Source organism: Acinetobacter sp. LT1 (assembly GCF_059800965.1).
The window spans coordinates 24,476-45,609 of sequence record NZ_JBBAXE010000014.1 but is presented as its reverse complement, the minus strand read 5'-3'; the positions used below and the strand labels follow the sequence as shown (position 1 = coordinate 45,609).

The 21,134-nt window shown below is 40.6% G+C and carries 17 protein-coding genes; 7 read left to right on the top strand and 10 right to left on the bottom strand.

Features of this window, described 5'->3' with window-relative positions; translation table 11 throughout:
- Nucleotides 1–17: 17 nt before the first annotated feature.
- Both WBW42_RS13970 and abaR read right to left on the bottom strand, forming a co-directional pair.
- Nucleotides 18–1,907 carry a fatty acyl-AMP ligase gene (locus tag WBW42_RS13970; RefSeq protein WP_032013093.1) on the bottom strand — a complete coding sequence of 630 codons (1,890 nt, stop codon included), beginning with the start codon at nt 1,905–1,907 and terminating at the stop codon, nt 18–20.
- 687 nt (nt 1,908–2,594) lie between these two features.
- Nucleotides 2,595–3,311 (bottom strand): LuxR family transcriptional regulator AbaR, encoded by a 717-nt coding sequence (gene abaR / locus WBW42_RS13965; RefSeq protein WP_032012783.1) that lies wholly within the window; start codon nt 3,309–3,311, stop codon nt 2,595–2,597.
- Nucleotides 3,312–4,093: 782 nt separating this feature from the next.
- On the opposite strand from abaR, the gene WBW42_RS13960 reads away from it, so the two are divergent.
- Both WBW42_RS13960 and abaI read left to right on the top strand, forming a co-directional pair.
- A complete protein-coding gene (locus WBW42_RS13960; RefSeq protein ID WP_002118068.1) occupies nt 4,094–4,510 on the top strand; it encodes a DUF4902 domain-containing protein in 417 nt (138 codons plus the stop codon).
- Nucleotides 4,511–4,573: 63 nt separating this feature from the next.
- A complete protein-coding gene (gene abaI / locus WBW42_RS13955) occupies nt 4,574–5,140 on the top strand; it encodes an acyl-homoserine-lactone synthase AbaI (RefSeq protein WP_080777020.1) in 567 nt (188 codons plus the stop codon).
- Between the two features lie 126 nt (nt 5,141–5,266).
- On the opposite strand, the gene pdxR is transcribed toward abaI, so the two are convergent.
- On the bottom strand, nt 5,267–6,778 hold the full coding sequence (pdxR, locus tag WBW42_RS13950) for a MocR-like pyridoxine biosynthesis transcription factor PdxR (protein WP_032012781.1): 1,512 nt from the start codon (nt 6,776–6,778) through the stop codon (nt 5,267–5,269).
- Between the two features lie 272 nt (nt 6,779–7,050).
- Here pdxR and WBW42_RS13945 point away from each other — a divergent pair, with 272 nt between their 5' ends.
- The 4 genes from WBW42_RS13945 (at nt 7,051) to WBW42_RS13930 (ending at nt 11,353) form a co-directional block, all read left to right on the top strand.
- Nucleotides 7,051–7,446 (top strand): nuclear transport factor 2 family protein, encoded by a 396-nt coding sequence (locus tag WBW42_RS13945; protein WP_005804779.1) that lies wholly within the window; start codon nt 7,051–7,053, stop codon nt 7,444–7,446.
- Nucleotides 7,447–7,457: 11 nt separating this feature from the next.
- Nucleotides 7,458–8,894 carry an NAD(P)/FAD-dependent oxidoreductase gene (locus WBW42_RS13940; protein WP_032012780.1) on the top strand — a complete coding sequence of 479 codons (1,437 nt, stop codon included), beginning with the start codon at nt 7,458–7,460 and terminating at the stop codon, nt 8,892–8,894.
- 58 nt (nt 8,895–8,952) lie between these two features.
- A complete protein-coding gene (locus WBW42_RS13935; RefSeq protein ID WP_005071933.1) occupies nt 8,953–10,392 on the top strand; it encodes an amino acid permease in 1,440 nt (479 codons plus the stop codon).
- Nucleotides 10,393–10,456: 64 nt separating this feature from the next.
- Nucleotides 10,457–11,353 (top strand): EamA family transporter, encoded by an 897-nt coding sequence (locus tag WBW42_RS13930; RefSeq protein ID WP_005071928.1) that lies wholly within the window; start codon nt 10,457–10,459, stop codon nt 11,351–11,353.
- 123 nt (nt 11,354–11,476) lie between these two features.
- Here the strand turns inward: WBW42_RS13930 and WBW42_RS13925 are convergent, their stop codons facing one another.
- From WBW42_RS13925 to WBW42_RS13895, 7 genes are all read right to left on the bottom strand, one after another.
- Nucleotides 11,477–12,838, bottom strand: a complete 1,362-nt coding sequence (locus tag WBW42_RS13925; protein ID WP_029768578.1) for an MFS transporter — start codon at nt 12,836–12,838, stop codon at nt 11,477–11,479.
- A 120-nt stretch (nt 12,839–12,958) separates the two neighbouring features.
- Complete coding sequence (locus WBW42_RS13920) at nt 12,959–13,984, bottom strand: enoyl-CoA hydratase/isomerase family protein (RefSeq protein ID WP_014208100.1); 1,026 nt, start codon at nt 13,982–13,984, stop codon at nt 12,959–12,961.
- Nucleotides 13,985–13,996: 12 nt separating this feature from the next.
- Nucleotides 13,997–14,770, bottom strand: a complete 774-nt coding sequence (locus WBW42_RS13915) for an enoyl-CoA hydratase (protein ID WP_032070596.1) — start codon at nt 14,768–14,770, stop codon at nt 13,997–13,999.
- A gap of 21 nt (nt 14,771–14,791) precedes the next feature.
- The gene (locus WBW42_RS13910) at nt 14,792–15,919 is read right to left on the bottom strand and encodes an acyl-CoA dehydrogenase family protein (protein WP_005804783.1); all 1,128 of its coding nucleotides are present in this window, start codon (nt 15,917–15,919) and stop codon (nt 14,792–14,794) included.
- An 11-nt stretch (nt 15,920–15,930) separates the two neighbouring features.
- Nucleotides 15,931–17,580 carry an AMP-binding protein gene (locus WBW42_RS13905; protein ID WP_032070595.1) on the bottom strand — a complete coding sequence of 550 codons (1,650 nt, stop codon included), beginning with the start codon at nt 17,578–17,580 and terminating at the stop codon, nt 15,931–15,933.
- Between the two features lie 77 nt (nt 17,581–17,657).
- Nucleotides 17,658–18,548: a 3-hydroxyisobutyrate dehydrogenase gene (gene mmsB, locus WBW42_RS13900; protein WP_032070594.1), complete on the bottom strand. Its 891-nt coding sequence runs from the start codon at nt 18,546–18,548 to the stop codon at nt 17,658–17,660.
- Nucleotides 18,549–18,559: 11 nt separating this feature from the next.
- Complete coding sequence (locus WBW42_RS13895; RefSeq protein ID WP_005071922.1) at nt 18,560–20,077, bottom strand: CoA-acylating methylmalonate-semialdehyde dehydrogenase; 1,518 nt, start codon at nt 20,075–20,077, stop codon at nt 18,560–18,562.
- Nucleotides 20,078–20,242: 165 nt separating this feature from the next.
- Here WBW42_RS13895 and WBW42_RS13890 point away from each other — a divergent pair, with 165 nt between their 5' ends.
- The gene (locus WBW42_RS13890; RefSeq protein WP_017387402.1) at nt 20,243–21,124 is read left to right on the top strand and encodes a LysR family transcriptional regulator; all 882 of its coding nucleotides are present in this window, start codon (nt 20,243–20,245) and stop codon (nt 21,122–21,124) included.
- Nucleotides 21,125–21,134 lie beyond the last annotated feature (10 nt).

Here is a 21,134-nt window from a genome sequence, read left to right as displayed (position 1 = left end):
TGATTAAAGGGTAAGGGTTAAAACAAAGCACTTTTCAGACGATTAAAAATCAGCGCGCGTACTTCACGTTCCTTGATCATTGAGTTGAGAAGATTGGAGCTATAACGAATCAGCTGCCCCCGCTGCTCACGATCACGGATGACTTCTAAACCGTTTTTGACATAGTTTCGAGCAATCACTGTTCTACGGTTTGGATGGGTTAAACAGACCAGTTGACCGCGTTCGATTTGCTCTTTAATTTTTCTTCTTCTAATTTTGCCGCTAGTAGTTTTGTTAATTCGGCCTTGATGCAGTAAATAGACGCCTTCTACAGGTAAGCCAATATCAGCTGTCACTTGTTCCTTGACCTGAGTTCTAATGGCTTCAAAATTGAGAGTCTTGTCTAGTGATTTCTTCTTGATCTCAAGTACAACCGTAACACCCTCAGAATCAGCAACATTCACTGCCGCAACACAGCCTTTACGAACAGCAGGATGTGCCATTTCAACAGAGCACTCGATATCTTGCGGGTAATAGTTCTTACCACGGATGATAATCACATCCTTAAGGCGGCCAGTTACATATAGGTCTCCGTCTTTGACAAAGCCCATATCACCCGTTCTCAAGTAGTGCACTTGACTCGGCTGACCCGCGTCATCAATGATAGTCGCCGCAAAAGTTTCCTGATTGACCTCTGGCTTCTGCCAGTAACCTGCTGTAACGCTCTCACCTGCTAGCCAGATTTCACCAACTTCATGAGCCGCTACTTCTTGACGGGTATGCGGATTGACAATACGGCAATCAATATGTGCCGAGATCTTGCCACAGCTCACCACTTGCACGGCGGTCTGATCTTGACTGGCCTGTATCAGATTGGCATTTAACTTGTCACGATCGATTGAAATTGCATTGAGAGGGCCAGTTACGCCACTAACTAAAAGCGTAACTTCTGCCAATCCATAGCATGGCAAGAAAGTATCTAGTCTCAGTTCCGACTGGGTATTGAACTTTTCCATGAAGCGTTGCATGACGTGAGCCTTGATCGGCTCAGCGCCATTAAACAGCACCCGTAAACGACTCAGATCAAGCGATGCAGCCTGCTCATCAGAGATGCGGTGCAGACATAATTCGTAAGCAAAGTTTGGTCCACCAGTAATTGTGACACCTTTTTCACTGATAAATTGCAACCATTTTAGAGGTTTACGAATGAAGTCCAGCGGTGACATGACATAGCAAGTCAGGCCCACATACACAGTTTGCAAAACTGAACCAATCAACCCCATATCGTGGTAAACAGGTAGCCATGTAAGGCCAATATCTTCAGGTTGTGTGCCAAAAGCTTCAGCAATCATGACTTCGTTTGCCATAATATTCTTATGGGTAACAATTACCCCTTTAGGCCAACCTGTTGATCCCGAAGTGTATTGCAGGAAGCAGATATCTTCTTCAGTAATGAGCGGGAAATCTTTTTGTACCAAATCACGCTGTAGCTCAGTATCAACGGCATGTAATATTAAGCTTTCATTTTGAGCTTTTAGTGTGATCAGACCTGATAGCTCAAGAATCTTTTTGGTGGTGAGTACTATTTTTGGCTCACAGTCATTCATAATATTCAAAATATTAGAAAAACCATTACGATTAAACGGTAGGCTGACTGGCACCGCGATAATTTTAGCTTTTAGGCAGGCAAAGAACGATACGATAAAGTCCAACCCAGGCTCAAACAGCAATACAGCGCGATCACCACTGTCTACAAGATTCATTAATACCTGAGCTTGATGTTGAACCCGAGCGTTCAAATCTTTATACGTAAGAGACTGAATACCACCCGATTGACGCCCTAAATACTCGAAAGCAACCTTACTTCCATTTAAATTTGCGTGGGATTCCAATGTTGCAATGATATTATCCGTATCCATTACAGCCATAACTTACTCCGATTAATTATAATGCACCCTTAAAATTCGCTAATTTAGAAATTACATTTCTCGTCGGGGCTTTTAATAAAAATGAATATACTTTTTGTTTAAAATATAAATTCACATTATATTTTATGGTTGGGCATCATTTATTACACCTGTAAGTGCTTACAGGTTGGCCTATATTTATAAAAATCGAGAAGCTAGACACCTTTTACAAATCGTTTTCTTATTTCGATTTTTTTACAATTAGATTAAATATTAAACTTATTTTCATCTTTACTTTTTTAGTAGTTAAAAAAGTGTCTAAAAGCTTTCAATACATCAGCGAATTCTTATCTCATATAATTCTTTTATTGATATTTTAGTTTTTTGAGATTTAATTTCTTATAGCAATAAGCTATTTAAGTATAGATTAACAATCCACCCATATTATTCATTTAAAAATAAATCATATTTCAACATTATAATTTCTCACAACCAATATATACTTTTATAAATCAACATAATTAATTTTAACTTTCGTCATAAAATCATGAATACTAAAATAATATGAAATTAAATTTTTCCAGTTGGTTTAATTTTAAAATAAAACTCAGATAAATAGCTTTTATAATAAGCTATAGTAATGATTGATTTAAAATATAAATATTACAAGCATTTACTTTATTCAGATGTATTGTTTATACGTATACTTTATAAAAGTCCTAACATCACAGCTCGGATAGCTGCTGAAATTTTATTATTCACATTTAACTTCTGCATTGAATTTCCGAGGTGAAAATTTACTGTTCTTTCAGTCACCCCTAGAATCTGGGCAATTTCTGCAGACGTTTTACCCTCAGCAGTCCAACGCAGTGCCTCTTTTTCTCGGTTCGTTAAATAAAGATTAAACTGAGCGAATTCCACCTCATTTACAACTTTAGCAATGCTAGAATGTACTGTTTGAGACAACCAATACATATTTGTATATTGTGCCTTTTGCTCTTTTTCCGACAATTGGTCATTGGATCTTGCGAGTGTTAACATCCCTCTGGTTCCAATAAAGTCGCGACTTGACTGAGCCCAACCGACATTAAGGCCATAAGAGCTCGCCTCCTCCCAGAAATCTTTTTCTTCTTGTGTCTTTGCAAATTGGCTCGACCAGACAAGAGGTTGAAGTGATACCATACAATGCTGCACAGTTGGATCTATCTTCACATATTGCCGTTCCACATACCGCTTTTGCCATGCTTCTGGATAATTATTCAACATAATCATTTTTGGTTCAGCAATAGATAATGGCGACTGCATACCATAAGCACAATAATCAAATCCAAGCTTTGAAGCTGTAGATTTAACGATCTCAAACAGCTGGTATTCATTTTTTACGATCAGAAATTCTGATAATAAATCCTCTTGCCAATTTTCCATTTACTCTCATTAGACTCCATTCACAAATCATTTTTTGTTCAGTTGCATATTGTGAATTCAAACAATCCAATTGAAGCGTAGGTCTCTTCGTTTACCTTTATTTCAACAAAGCTTTTAAATACCTAATTTTCTTTATCTGATTTTTCAATTTCAGATTTTGAATTCATCATCTAATTAACAACTCTTTTAAGCCAGATATGGTTGTAAATTATTCAGCCAAACTAAATTTATGAGAGCTTCTAAGGTTGTTATATTCCATGTGCGGATTATGCTTGAAAAATTAAATTTTACGGGATGCATTTTATTCCAAAAATTAAGTATTTTAAAAAAGATCAAGGAGACCTATTAATTATTATTGATAGTCAGTTTTCATTAATTTAATTAAACAATATTTTCTATCAACTATCTAGCCGGTATAATTTTACTAATTATTATGTAAAGAAACTAAAGACACCTTTAATAATTTAATAAATCAAGCAATTACATTATCACTCTCCTTACTTAGGATTATTATTTTAACAATGAGAGTTGATGCACACTAAAAGATCTACAACAACTCCAATCTATCTAGCATTTTTTAAAAGGCAGTTTGCATATTAAAACTACAAAATTCTCATTTTTCATAAGTAAGCCTTAAAGGCTGAATAACTCTCTAGTAAGAACAGCTTAACGGTGTATGCCATACAATTACATTTAACCTGTTAAACATAACAGTATTTTATTGGCAATAATTTATGTTATTTATCCATTGAACCCCAATTCAAGTCACTTGAACAGGTAGCATGGTCACCATCCCCCCTCATTTCTCAATATCAGCAGATGGTTTTATTCGACTGAATGAAAACCAGCTTATGAACTATCCACTCCAACACCTCATATCTATTGTTGAATCAACACAAATTGAAGATTCTCAAATTCTCTATTATGGTTTTACTGAATGGGCAACATCACTGACCCCAGCTTTAAGTACGGGATGGGATTGGGAATTTATTGAGTACAATGGCATCACGAGTATAAAAAGAATTGGACTGCCTCGAAGCAATATTATGCTTGTTGATGTATCTGGTACAGATATTGGATTTGAAGTTACTGAAACACTAATTGAAAAGAAAATCGATACTTTGTTCTGGGAACAGTTCATTTATGCTCAAATCAATACAACCCAAACAATGGCTAAATTAACTCCATATTTCTCTTAGAAACCTGTAAATTCTTACAGTTACCGCTTCCTCACCTGTTAAGTAAAGTCACTTGAAAAATAAGTGGAAGCACTTGTAATGAATGTTATTGCTGGATTTCAAAATAATTTTTCAGAAGGCCTATATACTAAATTTAAAAATTACCGCTATAGGGTATTTGTTGAATATTTAGGTTGGGAGTTGAACTGTCCTAATAATGAAGAACTAGATCAGTTTGACAAAGTCGATACCGCCTATGTCGTCGCTCAAGATAGAGAATCTAATATTATTGGTTGTGCCAGATTACTACCAACTACTCAACCTTATTTACTTGGTGAGATATTTCCTCAATTACTTAATGGAATGCCTATTCCTTGCTCACCAGAAATTTGGGAGTTATCAAGATTCTCAGCAGTAGATTTCTCAAATCCGCCATCTTCAGCTAGTCAAGCTGTGTCATCGCCCGTCTCTATTGCAATTCTGCAAGAATCTATCAACTTTGCAAGGGAACAAGGCGCAAAACAACTCATTACCGCCTCTCCTCTGGGGGTAGAGCGGTTATTACGTGCTGCGGGTTTTCGTGCTCATCGTGCAGGCCCACCCATGGTTATTGATGGCTATGCGATGTTTGCATGCTTGATTGATGTGTAGTTCATAATCAATTAGGTACACATTGAACAGCTGGAGCGAGAAAAAAGTAGCACTTGCACCTCTTTTTTCGCTTCAAATGTACTAAAAGCACTACCCGAAAAATTAGTTTGACTCATAAAAATTTTTTTAATTGTATTTCTTATAATCATTAACTGCCTGATCTAAAGCCTGAATTCCCTCATCAATTTTATCGGCAGTAATAGATCCAATGCCTAACCTTAAAAAATGTTGATGGTGATCTGTACTTAGAAAAAATGGCTGACCGGCCTCTATAAAAACTCCTACATTAGCTGCGTATTGGGCTAAAACAGTACAATTGATATCACTTTGGGTATCAATCCAACATGCCGAGCCACCATTTAATGCATAAACATTCCATGTGGGAAAGTGATGGTGTAATGCTGATATTAACTGCTCACCACGATATTTATGGAGTTGAAACTGACGACGTAACATGCCGTGGTAATAACCTTGATCAATAAAAAAGGCAAATACTCTTTGATTAAAAACATTGGGGTGCCGAAGCATTAGACGACGCAAATGACGCAACTCATTAATGAGTTCTGGGGCTGCTACGATGTACCCTAAGCGTAAACCTGGTGCTAGAGGCTTAGATAAGCTCCCGATATAAACTACTCTCCCATGCCGATCTAAACTTTTTAATGCAGGGATCGTAGTATTTTGAACTAGAACCTGTGCATCGTATTCATCTTCTATAATGATACTGTCTTGCTGCTCCGCCAGTTGTAAAAGCTTTTTACGGCGTGAAGGAGACATGGTTATGCCTGTTGGGCATTGTCGTCCTGGTGTCACATAAAAATAATCACAGCCCACAGCATTTGTTAGGGTAACGCCTTCATGATCAACCGCTAATGGCACAATATTTGGTGTATGCAACATAAAAATATTTCGTGCATCAGGATAGCCAGGGTCTTCTATACCAACACTTTGTTGTTCTTTAAGTAGTAGTGCTGCCAACATATACAATGCATGCTGGCTTCCTACCGTAAGTAATATTTCATTTTCTTTGGCCATAATTCCACGGGTCGGTAAAATATGTTGCCGTATTGCATTTATAAGAAAAGTATCATCACCTTGTTGTGTAATATCCCTTGCCCATATCGATGCATCTTTAGCTGATAAAGCTTTAACAGCACACTCACGCCAAGATGAGGCCGGAAAACTTTCAAAGTCAGGCTGACCATATATAAACGGGTATGGGTAACTCATCCAATCCGCAGGTTTATTAATATGCCTTTGTGCTGATGGGCGAAGACGAAAGCGTGAAACCCATTCTGTAGATTTTGATGTCGTTTTTATCGTTTTGCTTTCACTACTATCAATTTGGAAGCTGGGATGCACAAAATGTCCACTACGTTGCCTAGACTCTAAAATACGTTCAGCTACGAGTTGTTGATATGCAATAGTCACAGTATTACGACCAACTCCAAGTTGATCTGCCAAATAACGACTTGATGGAACAGCCATACCTGGCTTGAGATAACCTTGTACTAATGCAGTAAACATCATACGGCAAATTCTTCCCTGCAAATTGAGTCCACTTTGCTCAGTCTCTGCAAATAATACGTTCCATATACCTGGTGCTTCTGGATTTGTTACAAACTGATCTCTTTCCATAGTGCATTTCTCGACCTATTTTGAAGCCCAAATGCTTAACATGGTGCATTTTGCCTCTGAAGACCTATGATTTACCGAAATCTGGCATCATAAATACAAATGCAAGACCTATTCCAACATATAAAAAAAATAAAAAATTAATAAATTTTAAATATTTAAATTAATTTAAGTCTGGCTCCATCAAAACCTTAAATCTGGTACTACGGCTAATTGCTCTATTTCCGTACAGTTTAATCATCAAAAAGGATTCGTATGTATTTGGAGTTAAAAAGATGAACCAAGCTCAACTTTTGCAACTAATCACTGACTTTTCTACAGCATGGAATAAACACGATGTAGAGCAACTCATGGACTGTATGCATCCTGATTGTTGTTTTGAAACAGTTGCAGGTGATGAGGTATACGGTACACGTATTCAAGGGCATGAGGCTGTTCGTCAAGCATTTGAAAATACTTTTAAAAGTTTTCCTGATGCACAGTGGCTTAATGGTAAACACTGGTTGAGCGAAGATGCGCTATACGGAATTTCTGAAACAACATTTACAGCATCAACCCCTGAAGGTGGAAAGATTGAAGCCAACATGGTTGATGTTTTCACCTTTAAAGATGGAAAAATTTTAGTCAAAAATGCATTCCGTAAAAATCGCCCCGTGCAAGCAGCCGCTTAAGGAGCCTGCCCATGAATCAATCAGTACAACAATTAACTTCTCTAGACAAAATAGTTGATCCAATATCTGAACCCATTCATCGTGGCTTTAAAACCTACAACGCTAAATTTGATCCGTTGACAGATAAGATCGTAACTGGCAACGAACAATACGCACCAACCTACTGGGTTGCAACGGCTGGAACACCTCCCGATGATGATGGCCCATTACCAGGTGATACAGAGGCCGACATTGTCATTATTGGTGGCGGTTTTACTGGTCTTTCAACTGCGTTAACTCTTGCAGAACAATTTGGTACTGCGCCATTAGTTCTTGAAGCAAATCGTAGTGCATGGGGTTGTACAAGCCGAAATGGCGGACAAGGTCAAAATGCTTCTGGTCGGTTATATCGTTCACAGTGGATCGAAAAATGGGGACTAGATATAGCCAAACGTTTAGATGCAGAAATTCGCGAAGGTTTTGATTATTTTAAACATCTGGTAACTGGTATTGAATGTGATGCACAAGATGGTGGGCATTTATATATTGCTCATCGTGCAAAAAAACTGGCGTTTTTAGAAAACGAAGGCAAAGTCATGAAAGATGTGTTTGGTTATAACACTCGTATGCTAAGCCGCGAACAACTTCACGAAGAATTTGTTGGAGACCAAGAAGCTGCCGGTGCGTTACTCGAACCTGATGGTATTGGTGTACATCCTTTAAAATTGGCTTTTGGATATTTAAAAAGAGCGCGTGCTGCCGGCGCGAAAGTACATACCTCAAGTCCTGTATTAGATTGGGAAACACGTAATGGTATTCACTATCTACGTACCCCCCATGGCACGGTCAAAGCTAAACGAGTCGCTGTAGCAACAGGTGGTTATACACCTAATGGTTTGCATCCAAGCTTGTCTGGCAAAATCATGCCAATTTTATCTAATTCTATTGTCACCCGTCCGTTAACAGCTGCTGAGCTTAAAGAAGCAGGCCTACATAGTACAACGTTCATTACAGATACTCGCACTTTACGCCATTATTACCGCTTATTGCCTGATGGTTCAGTACAGTGTGGCAGCAGAAGTGCTTTAACAGGAGCCGATGCAAATAACCCTGTACATCTAGAGCGTTTAAAAGAAGGACTCTATCGCAAATTCCCAAGCTTGCGTGGTATACCAATTGCATATTCATGGTGGGGTTGGGTCGATGTCAGTCATGACATGATGCCACGAATTGTACAGCCTAATCCTGATGAAACTATCTATTATGCAATTGGCTATGGCGGCAATGGTGTATCTTTTTCAGCAATGGCAGGACGTCGTCTTGCAGAACGAATAATGGGCATTCAACGCCCACAATTTGATCTACCTATTTATCAGTCACCATTACCTTCACATTTATTTCGACCTTTTAGACGGTTGGGGCAAGCCTTGTTGTACCGCTGGTATTACTTAAAAGACGAAATGCTTTAAGTGTTATTCAACGATCAGCCTAACGATACGGTTATAAAAATTATGAGGGGAGTTAGCCATGTATGATTCAGATTCAAACCAAGATTTAAAAAGTAGCTTGAAGCCACGCCATGTCCAGATGATGGCACTTGGTGGTGTCATTGGTATGGGGCTATTTGTCGGTAGCTCAGTAGTGATTCAATCTGCCGGCCCTGCAGCCATTCTTTCATTTCTCATCACAGGTACCTTAATCATTTTAGTGATGCGTATGCTGGGGGAGTTAGCCACTGCTTCACCGGTAACAGGTTCCTTTTATGCTTATGCTCGCTACGCTTTTCAAGATTCACCATTTTTATCTCGCCTCGCTGGATTTATGACAGGCTGGATGTATTGGTATTTTTGGGTGATCGTGATTGCCCTTGAGGCAATTGTTGGGGCTAAACTTCTCGCTTACTGGTTACCTGATATTCCCCAATGGATCGTGAGTCTGGTTCTGCTCGTTCTATTAACCGCAACCAATTTGTTCTCTGTCAAATCTTTTGGTGAATTTGAATTTTGGTTTTCATCTATCAAGGTTGCAGCAATTGGGGTATTTATTTTCCTTTGTTCATTATATTTATTTGGTTTCTGGCCAAACCATCAAGCTTCAGGACTAGGTGAATTATTAAACCATGGTGGCTTTATGCCAAATGGTTGGGTTCCTGTGTTATCAGGTGCAGTTGCGGCTACTGGTTTTTATTTTGGTGCTGAAATCGTCACAATTGCTGCAGCAGAAACAAAAAATCCAGAGCAATCTGTTGCTAAGGCAACTCAATCTGTCATCACTCGTGTATTGCTCTTTTATGTTTGCTCAATCTTTTTAGTCGTATGCCTTGTGCCGTGGAGCAGCCCCGATATCGCAACACCTTATGTAAGTGCACTTAAAGTACTCAATATCCCTTTTGTTGCAGATATTATGAATGCTGTCATTTTAGTTGCGGTTCTGAGTTGTCTAAATTCAGGAGTTTATGCTGCAAGCCGTATGTTGTTTGCTTTAACCAAAAATGGTGATGCCCCTCGTGCCTTAACTAAATTGTCTAAAAATGGAGTCCCTGTTCGTGCCATCTTATTCAGCACACTATTTGGTTATATTTCCATTTTAGCTTCGTATTTTTCACCTGAGGGTATCTTTCCTTTCTTGGTCGAGTCCTATGGTACGGTAGCTTTATTTGTTTATATCATCATTGCCCTTTCTCAAATCCGTTTACGTCGTCACCTAGAACGTGTTGCCCCTGAACGAATTAAAGTTCGTATGTGGTGTTTCCCATACCTCAGTTATGTTGCCATTATTGGTATGGTTTGTATCTTTGCCGCAATGTCCCTCATTCCAAGTTTACAAAAAGCGTTCTGGTTCGGTATTGCTAGTGCTGCGATTTTATTCTGCATTTTTATGATTCGTGACTATGTGGAACTACTTAAATTACGTAATCAACATCCCAAGTTAGATACTCTCGTTCCTGCGAAGCATAACAAAATCTAACCTCCTCTCGTTTACACGACCTGTCTTTTAGATAGGTCGTAAATCTCTTTTCAGGAATAAGCACATGTTGTTGAAAGATAAACTCGCTGCTTTTGCAGTGGTGTTCATCTGGGGTATTAACTTTTATTTTATGAAAGTTGGTGTGAGTGAAATTAGCCCCATGATGTTGGGATGTTTACGCTATATTTTAGTTCTAATCCCCGCTCTACTTTTTATTCGTATTCCACAAGTCGGATGGAAATGGCTCTTGGCATATGGGTTTATTAGCAACTTTTCTCAATTTGCCTTTATGTTTAGTGCTATTGCCACAGGTATGCCTACTGGGCTAGTTGCTTTAGTTGTTCAATCACAAGCCTTTTTTACAGTGATGATTGCTGTATTTCTTCTTAAGGAGCAAGCATCTTGGAATCAATGGCTAGCAATCGTTATCGCATCATTAGGACTATTACTGATTGCATTAGGTCAACAGCATAGTCATATCCCTTTATTAGGCTTGATACTCGTTTTATGTTCAGCATTCTCTTGGGCATGTGGAAATATTGTTATAAAACGAATGGGGTCCATTAATCCAATCGGGTTAGTCGTTTGGGGAAATATTCTTACTCCTCTTTGGTTTTTATTATTCGCTATCCAAGATACAGGTTGGCAAGGTGTCGTTGTAGACTGGCACGCCTTAACATGGCGTGGTTTGGGAGCTGCTGCTTTCTTAGCTTATTTCGCAACTATTATTGGATATGGTTTATGGATTTATTTGCTGACACGTTATCCAGCAGCCAAGATTAGCCCACTTTCGTTATGGGTTCCTGTCATTAGTATGATTTTTGCCAATATTTTTTTAGATGAACATTTAAATAACTGGCAATGGCTTGGTTCTGTTGTTGTGATGCTAGGTTTAATGGTTCATCTACTTGGACAAAAAATCAAAACGCATTTGATTGGAAAAAAGCCACTTCACCCCTGATACAATATATTCGTACAAAAACCAATCTCATCTCTACAACAGCTATATATCGTCATTATCTTAATTTTAAGCTTACCTCAATAAAGGCCTAAGAAAAACTTAGGCCTTTATTCTCCAAATAGCTCAAGAATGATCTGAAGCATTCGTATTAAGATTTAAATTTTTAGGGTTTGTATGATGCGTATCTACTACAAAGCTTTTATCACGCGGCATAAATGACGTCGATATAATTGCGACTACAGCCATACTTCCAATATAAAGCATAATTAGATATGGATTACCCTGCCCGACACTCAACAATTTAGTAGCAATCATCGGTGCTAAACCGCCACCTAATACGCCAGCCAACTGTACCGAAATCGAGATTCCGCTATAACGAATTTCCGCTGGAAATTGACGTGCAAAAAGCTGAGCTTGCGGCGCATACATAATTGGGAACACAACGCCAATTGCCAAAACAATTGCTGTCCACACTAATACCGGATCCTTGGTATTGAGCATGGTAAAAAATGGATAGCAGTAAAGCGCCAATATGCATAGACCAAACATAAACATATTGCGTTGGCCGACTTTATCCGACAAATGTCCACATAAAGGCGTCATAAATAAAATCACGGCTGCGCCGCAAATGGTGGCAAATAAAATGTCTTGGCGCGGGATTCCAAGTTGTGCAGTGGTATAAGCCAATGTAAAAGTTGAAGCAATGTAAAACCATGCATTTTCGGCAGCGCGAGCCAAAATAATGGTGATGAGTTGCTTTGGATGGTTTTTAAAAACCTGTAGAGCAGGAACTTTAACTTCTTCAGACTGTTGTTTTACTTTTTCGAAATCTGGCGACTCAGGCACTTTTACACGAATATACCAACCTACTGCCAGTAAAATAATACTGGCAAGAAATGGTAAACGCCAACCCCAGCTAAACAGTGCTTCTTCAGGTAATAACGACACCAGACCCAACGCGATTGAGGCTAGCATTAAGCCACCACCTGTACTAGCTTGAGGCAAACTACCCCAAAACCCTTTCCCGCCTTCGGGCGCATGTTCAACGGCCATCAGTACAGCACCGCCCCATTCACCGCCCATTGCCATACCTTGAATAAATCGCAAGACAACCAAGCCAATCGCAGCCCAATATCCAATTGATTCATAAGTCGGTAATAAGCCAATCAGTACGGTTGGGATCCCCATGAGCATCAAGGTCAACAGCAACATCGATTTACGGCCAATCTTGTCACCAAAGTGACCAAAGACTAAGCCGCCTAATGGTCTTCCAATAAATCCAACGGCATAGGTGGCAAATGCAGCAAGCACGCCGGTAAGTGCATCCAGATTTGGGAAAAATAGCTTATTAAAAATGAGCGCTGCTGCCGCACCGTAAATAAAAAAGTCATACCACTCAATGGTGGTGCCGACCATGCTAGAGATACCTGCTAATCGATGTGACGACTTTTTAGTATTTGAACCGTTTCCATGTATTGATTGCATCGTAATATCCTTTTTAGATTTTCTTGTTTTATCTTTTTTATGCTTATGACCAGCCCTGACCATAAGCATTTTCAGGTCTCGCCTTATCTCCTTAAGCTTTTTATGTTTTTGTAATTCGGTTTAGCTCAATTTTTCTAAAATTGGTTCAAATTTCGAATTACGTTCTTGCCACTGTGGTTGTTTGTCTTTATCGACAATGAGAGCGCGGACACCTTCAATAAAGTCACCATGTTCAAACCAGATATCCTGTAAATCACGTTCAAGCTGCATACACTGAGGTAAAGAGAGCCCTCGACCTAAATGTTGCAGTTTTAAACTGGTTTGCTTGGCAATAAATGAGCGTTGCTGCAAAATGCTGAGCATCTTGCTTGCCCAAGTCTTTAAGCTTTCATCTTGTTCATTTTCAAGACTTTGCTCGATTTCATCTAAATGCTGATATCCGAAGTGTTTACGGATACCTTCCGCCAATTGTTTTAATTCACTTTCGGCAGGGCGAGTAATAAATCGGGTAATGATACGTTCAATTCCCTCTTTGCTTAAACTTGGCGCGTCAACGAGAGCATCTTGCAAAGCTTGTAACTGCTCGCTTGGCACATGGTAGTCAATTAAATCGAGGTAAAGCGCATCACTACTGCTGATCTGCTCACCCGTAATGGCCATATAAACACCAATATCATCAAGGCGAGAAAGGAAATGAGTTGCACCAACATCTGGGAAAAAGCCAATCGCTGTTTCAGGCATGGCAAATCTGGACTTTTCACTGCTCACCACAATGTGGCAAGCCTGAGCCAAGCCAAAACCGCCACCTAATACATAGCCATCAAGCACAACAATGATTGGCTTTTCATATTCACGCAGTATATTTAGCATTTTATATTCGGCACTAAAGTAGCCTTTGTAATCAGCCGTGCCATTTTTATAACTGTCATAGAGATAGCGGATATCTCCACCTGCACAGAAGGCTTTTGGACTATTTGATTTGATTAAAACTGCCTGAACAGCAGCATCATTTCGCCACAGTTCCAATTGGGCACCAATACTTTTAATCATATCTAGCGACAATGCGTTGAGATGAGTCACTCGGTCTAAGGTAATCATGCCCAACTTACCTTGTTGCTCAATCATTAAGTGATTTTCTGTATTCATTTTATTGATCTCTTATTGATTTTTAAAATTTGGTTTTCGTTTTTCAACGAACGCCTGCATTCCTTCTTTTTGGTCAAATGTTGCAAAAATTGAATGGAACATACGTCTTTCAAAGCGTAAGCCTTCAGTAAGGTTTACTTCAAAAGCTCGGTTAATCGTTTCTTTAAGCATCATGTTTGCAGTTAAAGATCGCGCTGCAATTTTTTCTGCCGCTTGCAAGGTTTGTTCAAGTAATTCTTCTTTGCTAAACACACGTGCAACCAAACCACTTTGCTCTGCTTCTACAGCGCCCATTTGACGAGCGGTAAAACACATTTCCATTGCTTTGGCTTTACCAATTGCATGGGTTAAGCGTTGTGTGCCACCAATGCCCGGAATTACCCCTAAAGTAACTTCGGGTAAACCAAACTTGGCGTTGTCAGCACAATAAATAAAGTCACACATCAGTGCTAATTCGCAGCCACCACCCAATGCATAGCCACTCACCGCTGCAATTAGAGGTTTACGGCGCTGTGCAATACGGTCTGCAAGATGAAAAAAGTCATCTAAATAAATATCAGGAAATGCCAAATCAGCCATTTCTTTAATGTCAGCTCCTGCGGCAAAAGCTTTTTCTGAGCCTGCCAATAAGATGCAGCCAATTTCACGATCTTTTTCGAGCTGATCTAATGCCTGATTAATTTCACTAATTAATTCACTGTTTAAGGCATTGAGCGCTTGAGGGCGATTTAATGTAATCAGTCCAACCCCATTACGCTTTTCTAATAAAATACTTTGCCACTGCATTACTTATTCCTTGTTCTGATTTTATAGACTACGTGCGATGACTAAACGCTGGATATCACTCGTGCCTTCGTAAATTTGGCAAATACGGGCATCACGATAGATACGTTCAATTGGGAAGTCTCTGAGATAGCCATAGCCACCAAACACTTGTAGTGCACTCGAACACACACGCTCAGTCATTTCTGAAGCAAATAACTTAGCCATTGAAGCTTCATTGAGACATGGTTGTCCTGCTTCTTTTAAACGCGCAGCGTAGTGAACCAGTTGTCTTGCTGCTTCAATTTCAGTTGCCATACTAGCAAGGCGAAACGCGATGGTTTGATGCTCAAAAATTGGTTTTCCAAAAGTAATACGTTCTTTGGCATAACGAGTTGCTTCTTCGAGTGCCGCACGTGCTAGACCAACTGCTTGTGCAGCAATACCAATACGGCCACCTTCTAAATTGGCAAGAGCGATTTTAAGGCCTTCGCCTTCTTTACCCAGCATTAAGCTTTTATGGATGCGCACATCGGTCAGCGCAATTTGGCAGGTATCTGAAGCATGCAGACCGAGTTTTTCTTCAACACGAATCACTTCATAGCCCGGTGTTTCGCGTGGGACTAAAAAGGCACTAATACCTTTTTTGCCCGCGCTCGGATCGGTCACGGCAAACACAATAATGACGCCGGCATTATTACCCGAGGTAATAAACTGCTTGGCTCCATTTAAGATGTAATCATCGCCATCTTTCACCGCTCGGGTTTTAATGGCTCCCGCATCTGAGCCAGTATGTGGTTCAGTTAAGGCAAAAGCGCCGATCATTTCACCTTGAGCCAAAGGCTTTAAAAAACGCTCTTTTTGCTCGTCGGTACCAAATTTTAAAATAGGCACACAGCCAACCGAGTTATGTACACTCATGATGGTTGAGGTTGCGCCATCTGCTGCCGCAACTTCTTCAAGAGCTAGTACATAGGCTAAGTTACCCGTGTCTGAACCACCCCATTGCTCTGAAACAAGCATCCCCATAAAACCGAGTTGCCCCATTTGAGTCAGAGTTTCTTTTGGGAAAGTTCCATCTCGGTCCCAATCACTGGCATTAGGCTTGATTTGTTCTTGGGCGAAACTTTTCGCCATATCACGAATGAGTAATTGTTCTTCGGTAAATTGCATTATTATTTCCTTTACCCTGCTTTAGCTTGTTGTTTAGCAATTTCTTGATTACGCAATAAAAAGCGCTGAATTTTACCACTTGGAGTTTTAGGTAATTCACTCACAAATTCAACTAAACGTGGGTAAGCATGTGCAGAAAGTCGTCTTTTAACAAATTGGCTGAGTTGTTCAGCAAGTGTATCGGAAGGTTGGGCATCCGCAGCTAAAATTACGAAGGCCTTAACCACTTCGGTACGGTCCGGATCAGGCACACCAATCACTGCTGCTTCAATCACAGCGTCGTGTTCAAGCAAAGCACTTTCTACATCGAAAGGTCCAATACGATAACCCGATGTAGTGATTACATCATCACTGCGCCCTACAAAGCTCATGCTGCCATCGGCATGAAGCTCAGCAGTGTCGCCAGTTAAATAGTAATGACCGACAAATGGTGATTTTCGGCTTTCTTTATAGCCGCCGAACCACATCATTGGAGACTGGCTAATGTCGACTGCTAAAATTCCTGGGGTGTCCGCTGGAAGCTCTTCACCTTGTTCATTGACAATAGCAACACGGTAGCCCGGACTTGGGAAACCTGCTGAACCTGCATGAATTTCATGTTTTAAACCATGATGATTACACACCACCATACCCACTTCAGTTTGTCCGTAATGGTCATAAATCGGAGCATCAAGCACTTGTTTAAACCAACGTATTACTTCTGGATTCAGTGGCTCACCTGCACTGCTCACTACACGGAACTGCCCTTTTAACGGCGTCATTTGTGCTGGATCAGCCGCCATCATCATACGATAAGCCGTTGGTGCACCTGCCAAGTTGTTAACTTTATAATCTTTCACAATTTGACATAGGCTATCTGTGCTGAAACCACCCTCATAGAACAAAGTAGCGTGACCCAAGAATAACGGCCCAGTAATCGCGTAGTACAGACCATACGCCCAACCCGGATCAGCAATATTCCAAAACGAATCTTCTTCGGTTAAACCAATGGCATCTTGCATATATCGACCAAAGGCAATTAGTGCTTTTAATGGCACTTCCAAGGGTTTAGCAGGACCTGTAGTGCCTGAAGTAAACATGAGCAAGAAAGGATCTTGGATGCTACGCATAACCAGATCACATTGATCAGACTGCTGTTTCACTTCATTCCAAAAGTTAAAATCACCTGCTTTAAGCGGAGTGCCTTGTGCGTCGGCGACAGTCACAATTGCAGGGCAATTTTCAATTTCATCAAGCTTGCTACGGTTGCCCATATCGGTCACCACCAGCTTACTTTGTGCAAGCTGAATACGGTGCTCAATCGCTTTTGGGCCAAATGCAGTAAATAGTGGTTGATAGACAGCACCAATTCGCCAAGCTGCAAAAATAGTCACGATCAATTCAGGTGTTCTTGGTAATAGACCTGAAATACGGTCGCCTGCTTTTACACCTTGTGATTTTAGAAAGTTGGCAAATTGACTCGACCACTCTTTTAATTCACGGAAGGTATATTGCTCTTTTCGTCCGTCTTTTCCTTGCCAATACAGTGCAATTTTGTCGCCATCTGCGTGTCGTTCACAGCATTCATAACAAGCATTTAAGGCATCAAGTGAACCTGATAACATCTGTTTTGCAGTGCTTTCCAAATCGAAAGTCTGTGCAGCATTTTGATAATCCATCATATCTTTTCCCTCAGTCCGGATTTGTTGTTATTCACGACAGGGTTTAATGTGTTTAAAGCCATCCTTTGGCTTTACCATTATGCCTCTTGTGGCAGGTATTGCTGAATAATGCTCGAAAAGTCGAGATTGGCATTACCTCGCATGCACATTTGCTGATACAGCTGTTGCACCATGCCACCTAATACAACTGGTTGTTTGACTTGGCCCGCGGCCTCTACAGCGAGTCCTAAATCTTTCAGCATCAGCTGAGTTGCAAAGCCGTCTTGGTAACCTCGAGATGCTGGGGCATTTTCATTAATATGCGGCCATGGGTTACATACATCCGAACTCCAACAACGACCGCTTGAGGTGTTAATGACGCCTGCTAATGCTTGTGGATCGATACCCAACTTCACACCAAGTGCCATACCTTCAGCAACAGCAGCCATTGAAATACCTAAAATCAGGTTATTACAGATTTTGGCAATTTGACCTGCACCGACATCACCACAATGAACAATATTTTTGCCCATGTGGCTGAGCACAGGTTTTACTTCGTTAAAGGTTTGCTCATCGGCACCCACCATGAACGTTAGAGTTCCGGCTTGAGCACCAATGGTTCCACCTGAAACTGGTGCATCACAGATTTTAATATTTTTACCATGCGCAACAGCAGCAATGTCTTTAATGGTTTGTGGGTCAATGGTACTACTATCAATGCATAAGCTACCTGTTTTTAGCACTTCCAAGACACCATTCTCACCTAAGTAAACTTCCTTAACATGCTTTGCCGCAGGCAACATGGTAATGACCACATCTGCTTGTTTAGCTGCATCCTGCAGGCTGCTACACACCACCCCACCTGCCTCGGCGAAGTGCTGAATCGCGACTTCACTGAGGTCATAACCATAAACTTTGAGTCCAGCTTTAAGTAGGTTATGGGCCATTTTGCCGCCCATATTGCCTAGACCGATAAAGGCGATATTCATCCGTGATCCCCTTAACGTAAACTAATAGTTGTATTTACACCGCCAACTTCATGGCTATCTTCAAACCAGCGACTGGTAATGGTTTTGGTTTGAGTATAGAACTGCACAGCTTGTTTGCCGTATGGCCCCAAATCACCCAGTTTCGAACCTCTTGAACCGGTAAAACTAAAGAAAGGCACTGGCACAGGAATTGGAATATTGATACCAACTTGACCAATATCAATTAAGTTTTGGAAAGTACGTGCAATCGCACCGCTTTGTGTAAATAGACCTACACCGTTACCAAATGGGTTGGCGTTGATAAGCGCAATCGCTTCATCAAGTGTGTCTACACAAATAATTGAAAGAACAGGGCCAAAGATTTCTTCTTTATAAATACGCATGTCGGTATTTACGCCGCTAAAAATCGTTGCACCTACAAAGTTACCCGATTCATAGCCTTGAACTTGAACATCACGGCCATCGAGTAGCAACTCTGCCCCTTGCTCAACACCGCTATTAATTAAATCAAGCACACGCGCTTTAGCACGTTTTGAAATGACTGGGCCAATGTCAGTATTTGGTTCATGGCCTGCGTTTACTTTTAAGGTTTTGGCTTTTTCGACTAGCTCTTGAATCCACTGTTTGCTGTCACCGACCATGACTGCAACCGACAATGCCATACAACGTTGTCCTGCTGCACCAAATGCTGCACCCACCAAAGCATTTAAAGTTTGTTCTTTATTGGCATCAGGCATGACCACAACATGGTTTTTTGCACCCATCATCGACTGCACGCGTTTACCATGTTGCCCTGCCAGGTTATAAACATGTGTTCCAACTGCAGTTGAACCTACAAATGAAATCGCTTTAATATCTTTGTGCGTACACAAACGGTCAACCACCTCTTTACCGCCATGCACAACGTTGAGCACGCCAGCAGGAATACCTGCTTGAATCGCAAGCTCAACCAGCATCATGGTTGATAACGGATCTTGTTCTGATGGTTTTAAAACAAAGGTATTGCCGCACACGATTGCCATTGGGAACATCCAAAGTGGAATCATGGCTGGGAAATTAAACGGCGTAATACCCGCACAGACACCCAAAGGTTGCTGCAAGGTATAAGTGTCTACACCACGTGCCACACCTTCAACATATTCACCCATTTGCAAAGTGCCGACCGAACAGGCATGTTCAACCACTTCTAGACCACGTTGAATATCGCCTTCAGCGTCTGCCAAGGTTTTACCTTGTTCAGCCGTTAGTACTTGTGCAATTTCTTTCATGTTGGCACGGATTAAGTCTTGTAACTTAAGCATGATGCGCATACGTGCCTGAATTGGGGTCTGACGCCAAGAAGCAAAGGCATCTTGTGCAGCTTGAATAGCAGCGTCAACTTCTTTAACCGTTGCAAATGGTACACGACCAATCACTTCCTGAGTCGCAGGGTTAATAATGTCTTGCCATTCCTGTGTTTCAGATTCGATAAAATTTCCGTTAATGAGCAATTTAGCGGTTTCCAATTCGATTTTTTGGATTGTGTTCATAACCTCTCCGTAGGCCATATTTTTATTGTGTTCAATTATTAGAAAATACTTATCTATGTATTTTCTTTATTCCAGTTTCAATTGAGACTAGCAAAGAAAACTTTGACCACCAACGGAAATTCATGCACGATTGTTGTGCAAATATGCACAAGGATGACAACAAAAATGAAAGTGGATTGGGATCATCTACATTTTTTTCTGGTTTTAGCTCGGACTAAAACTTTGACCAATGCTGCGCGGATTATTGGTGTCGAGCACAGTACGGTTGCTAGACGGATTCAGGCCCTAGAACTTGCTTTGGGTACAACACTGTTTAAGCGTGAAGCGACAGGTTATGAGTTGACACTCGAAGGGATGGCACTTGTTCCTCGAGTTGAGCAAATGGAACAAGCTTTCTTACAAATTGAGAAACCACATCAACCTTTGCAAGGTCGTGTGCGAATTGGCACACCTGAAGGTTTTGGTACTGCGTTTTTAGCTCGCTTACTGGCTGAGTTCTCGATTCAATACCCACTGCTCACCATCGACCTAATTCCAGTGCCGAAAATGATTAAGCTTTCACACCGTGAGGCAGATATTGTGGTGTCAATTGATCGTCCTACGTCTGGCCCTTACATCATTACGCGATTATCAGATTATTGTTTAAAAATTTATGGTAGCAAAAACTATCTAACCCAAAACCCGCCTATCCGAGCCTTAGAAGATTTAACCCAACATCGCTTTGTGAACTATATTGATGATCTGGTCTATAGCCCCGAGTTGTACTGTTTAGAACGGTTACCTCTAAAGCTGAATGCCAACTTCCGTAGCAGCAGTATTTTGGCCCAACAAATCGCGGTGAGTGCTGGCGCAGGACTTGCGATTTTGCCCAAGTTTTTGGCAGATGATAAACCGGAACTTGAAGAAGTGTTAGAGCAACAAGTTCGCTTTACCCATACGTTTTGGATGCTGACCTTTGTTGATTTACAACATGAACCACGCATTAAATTGGTTTGGGATTATTTACGTAAACAAGCTGACAAATATCAGCATTTGTTGGTTGATTAAAAAGCCTAAA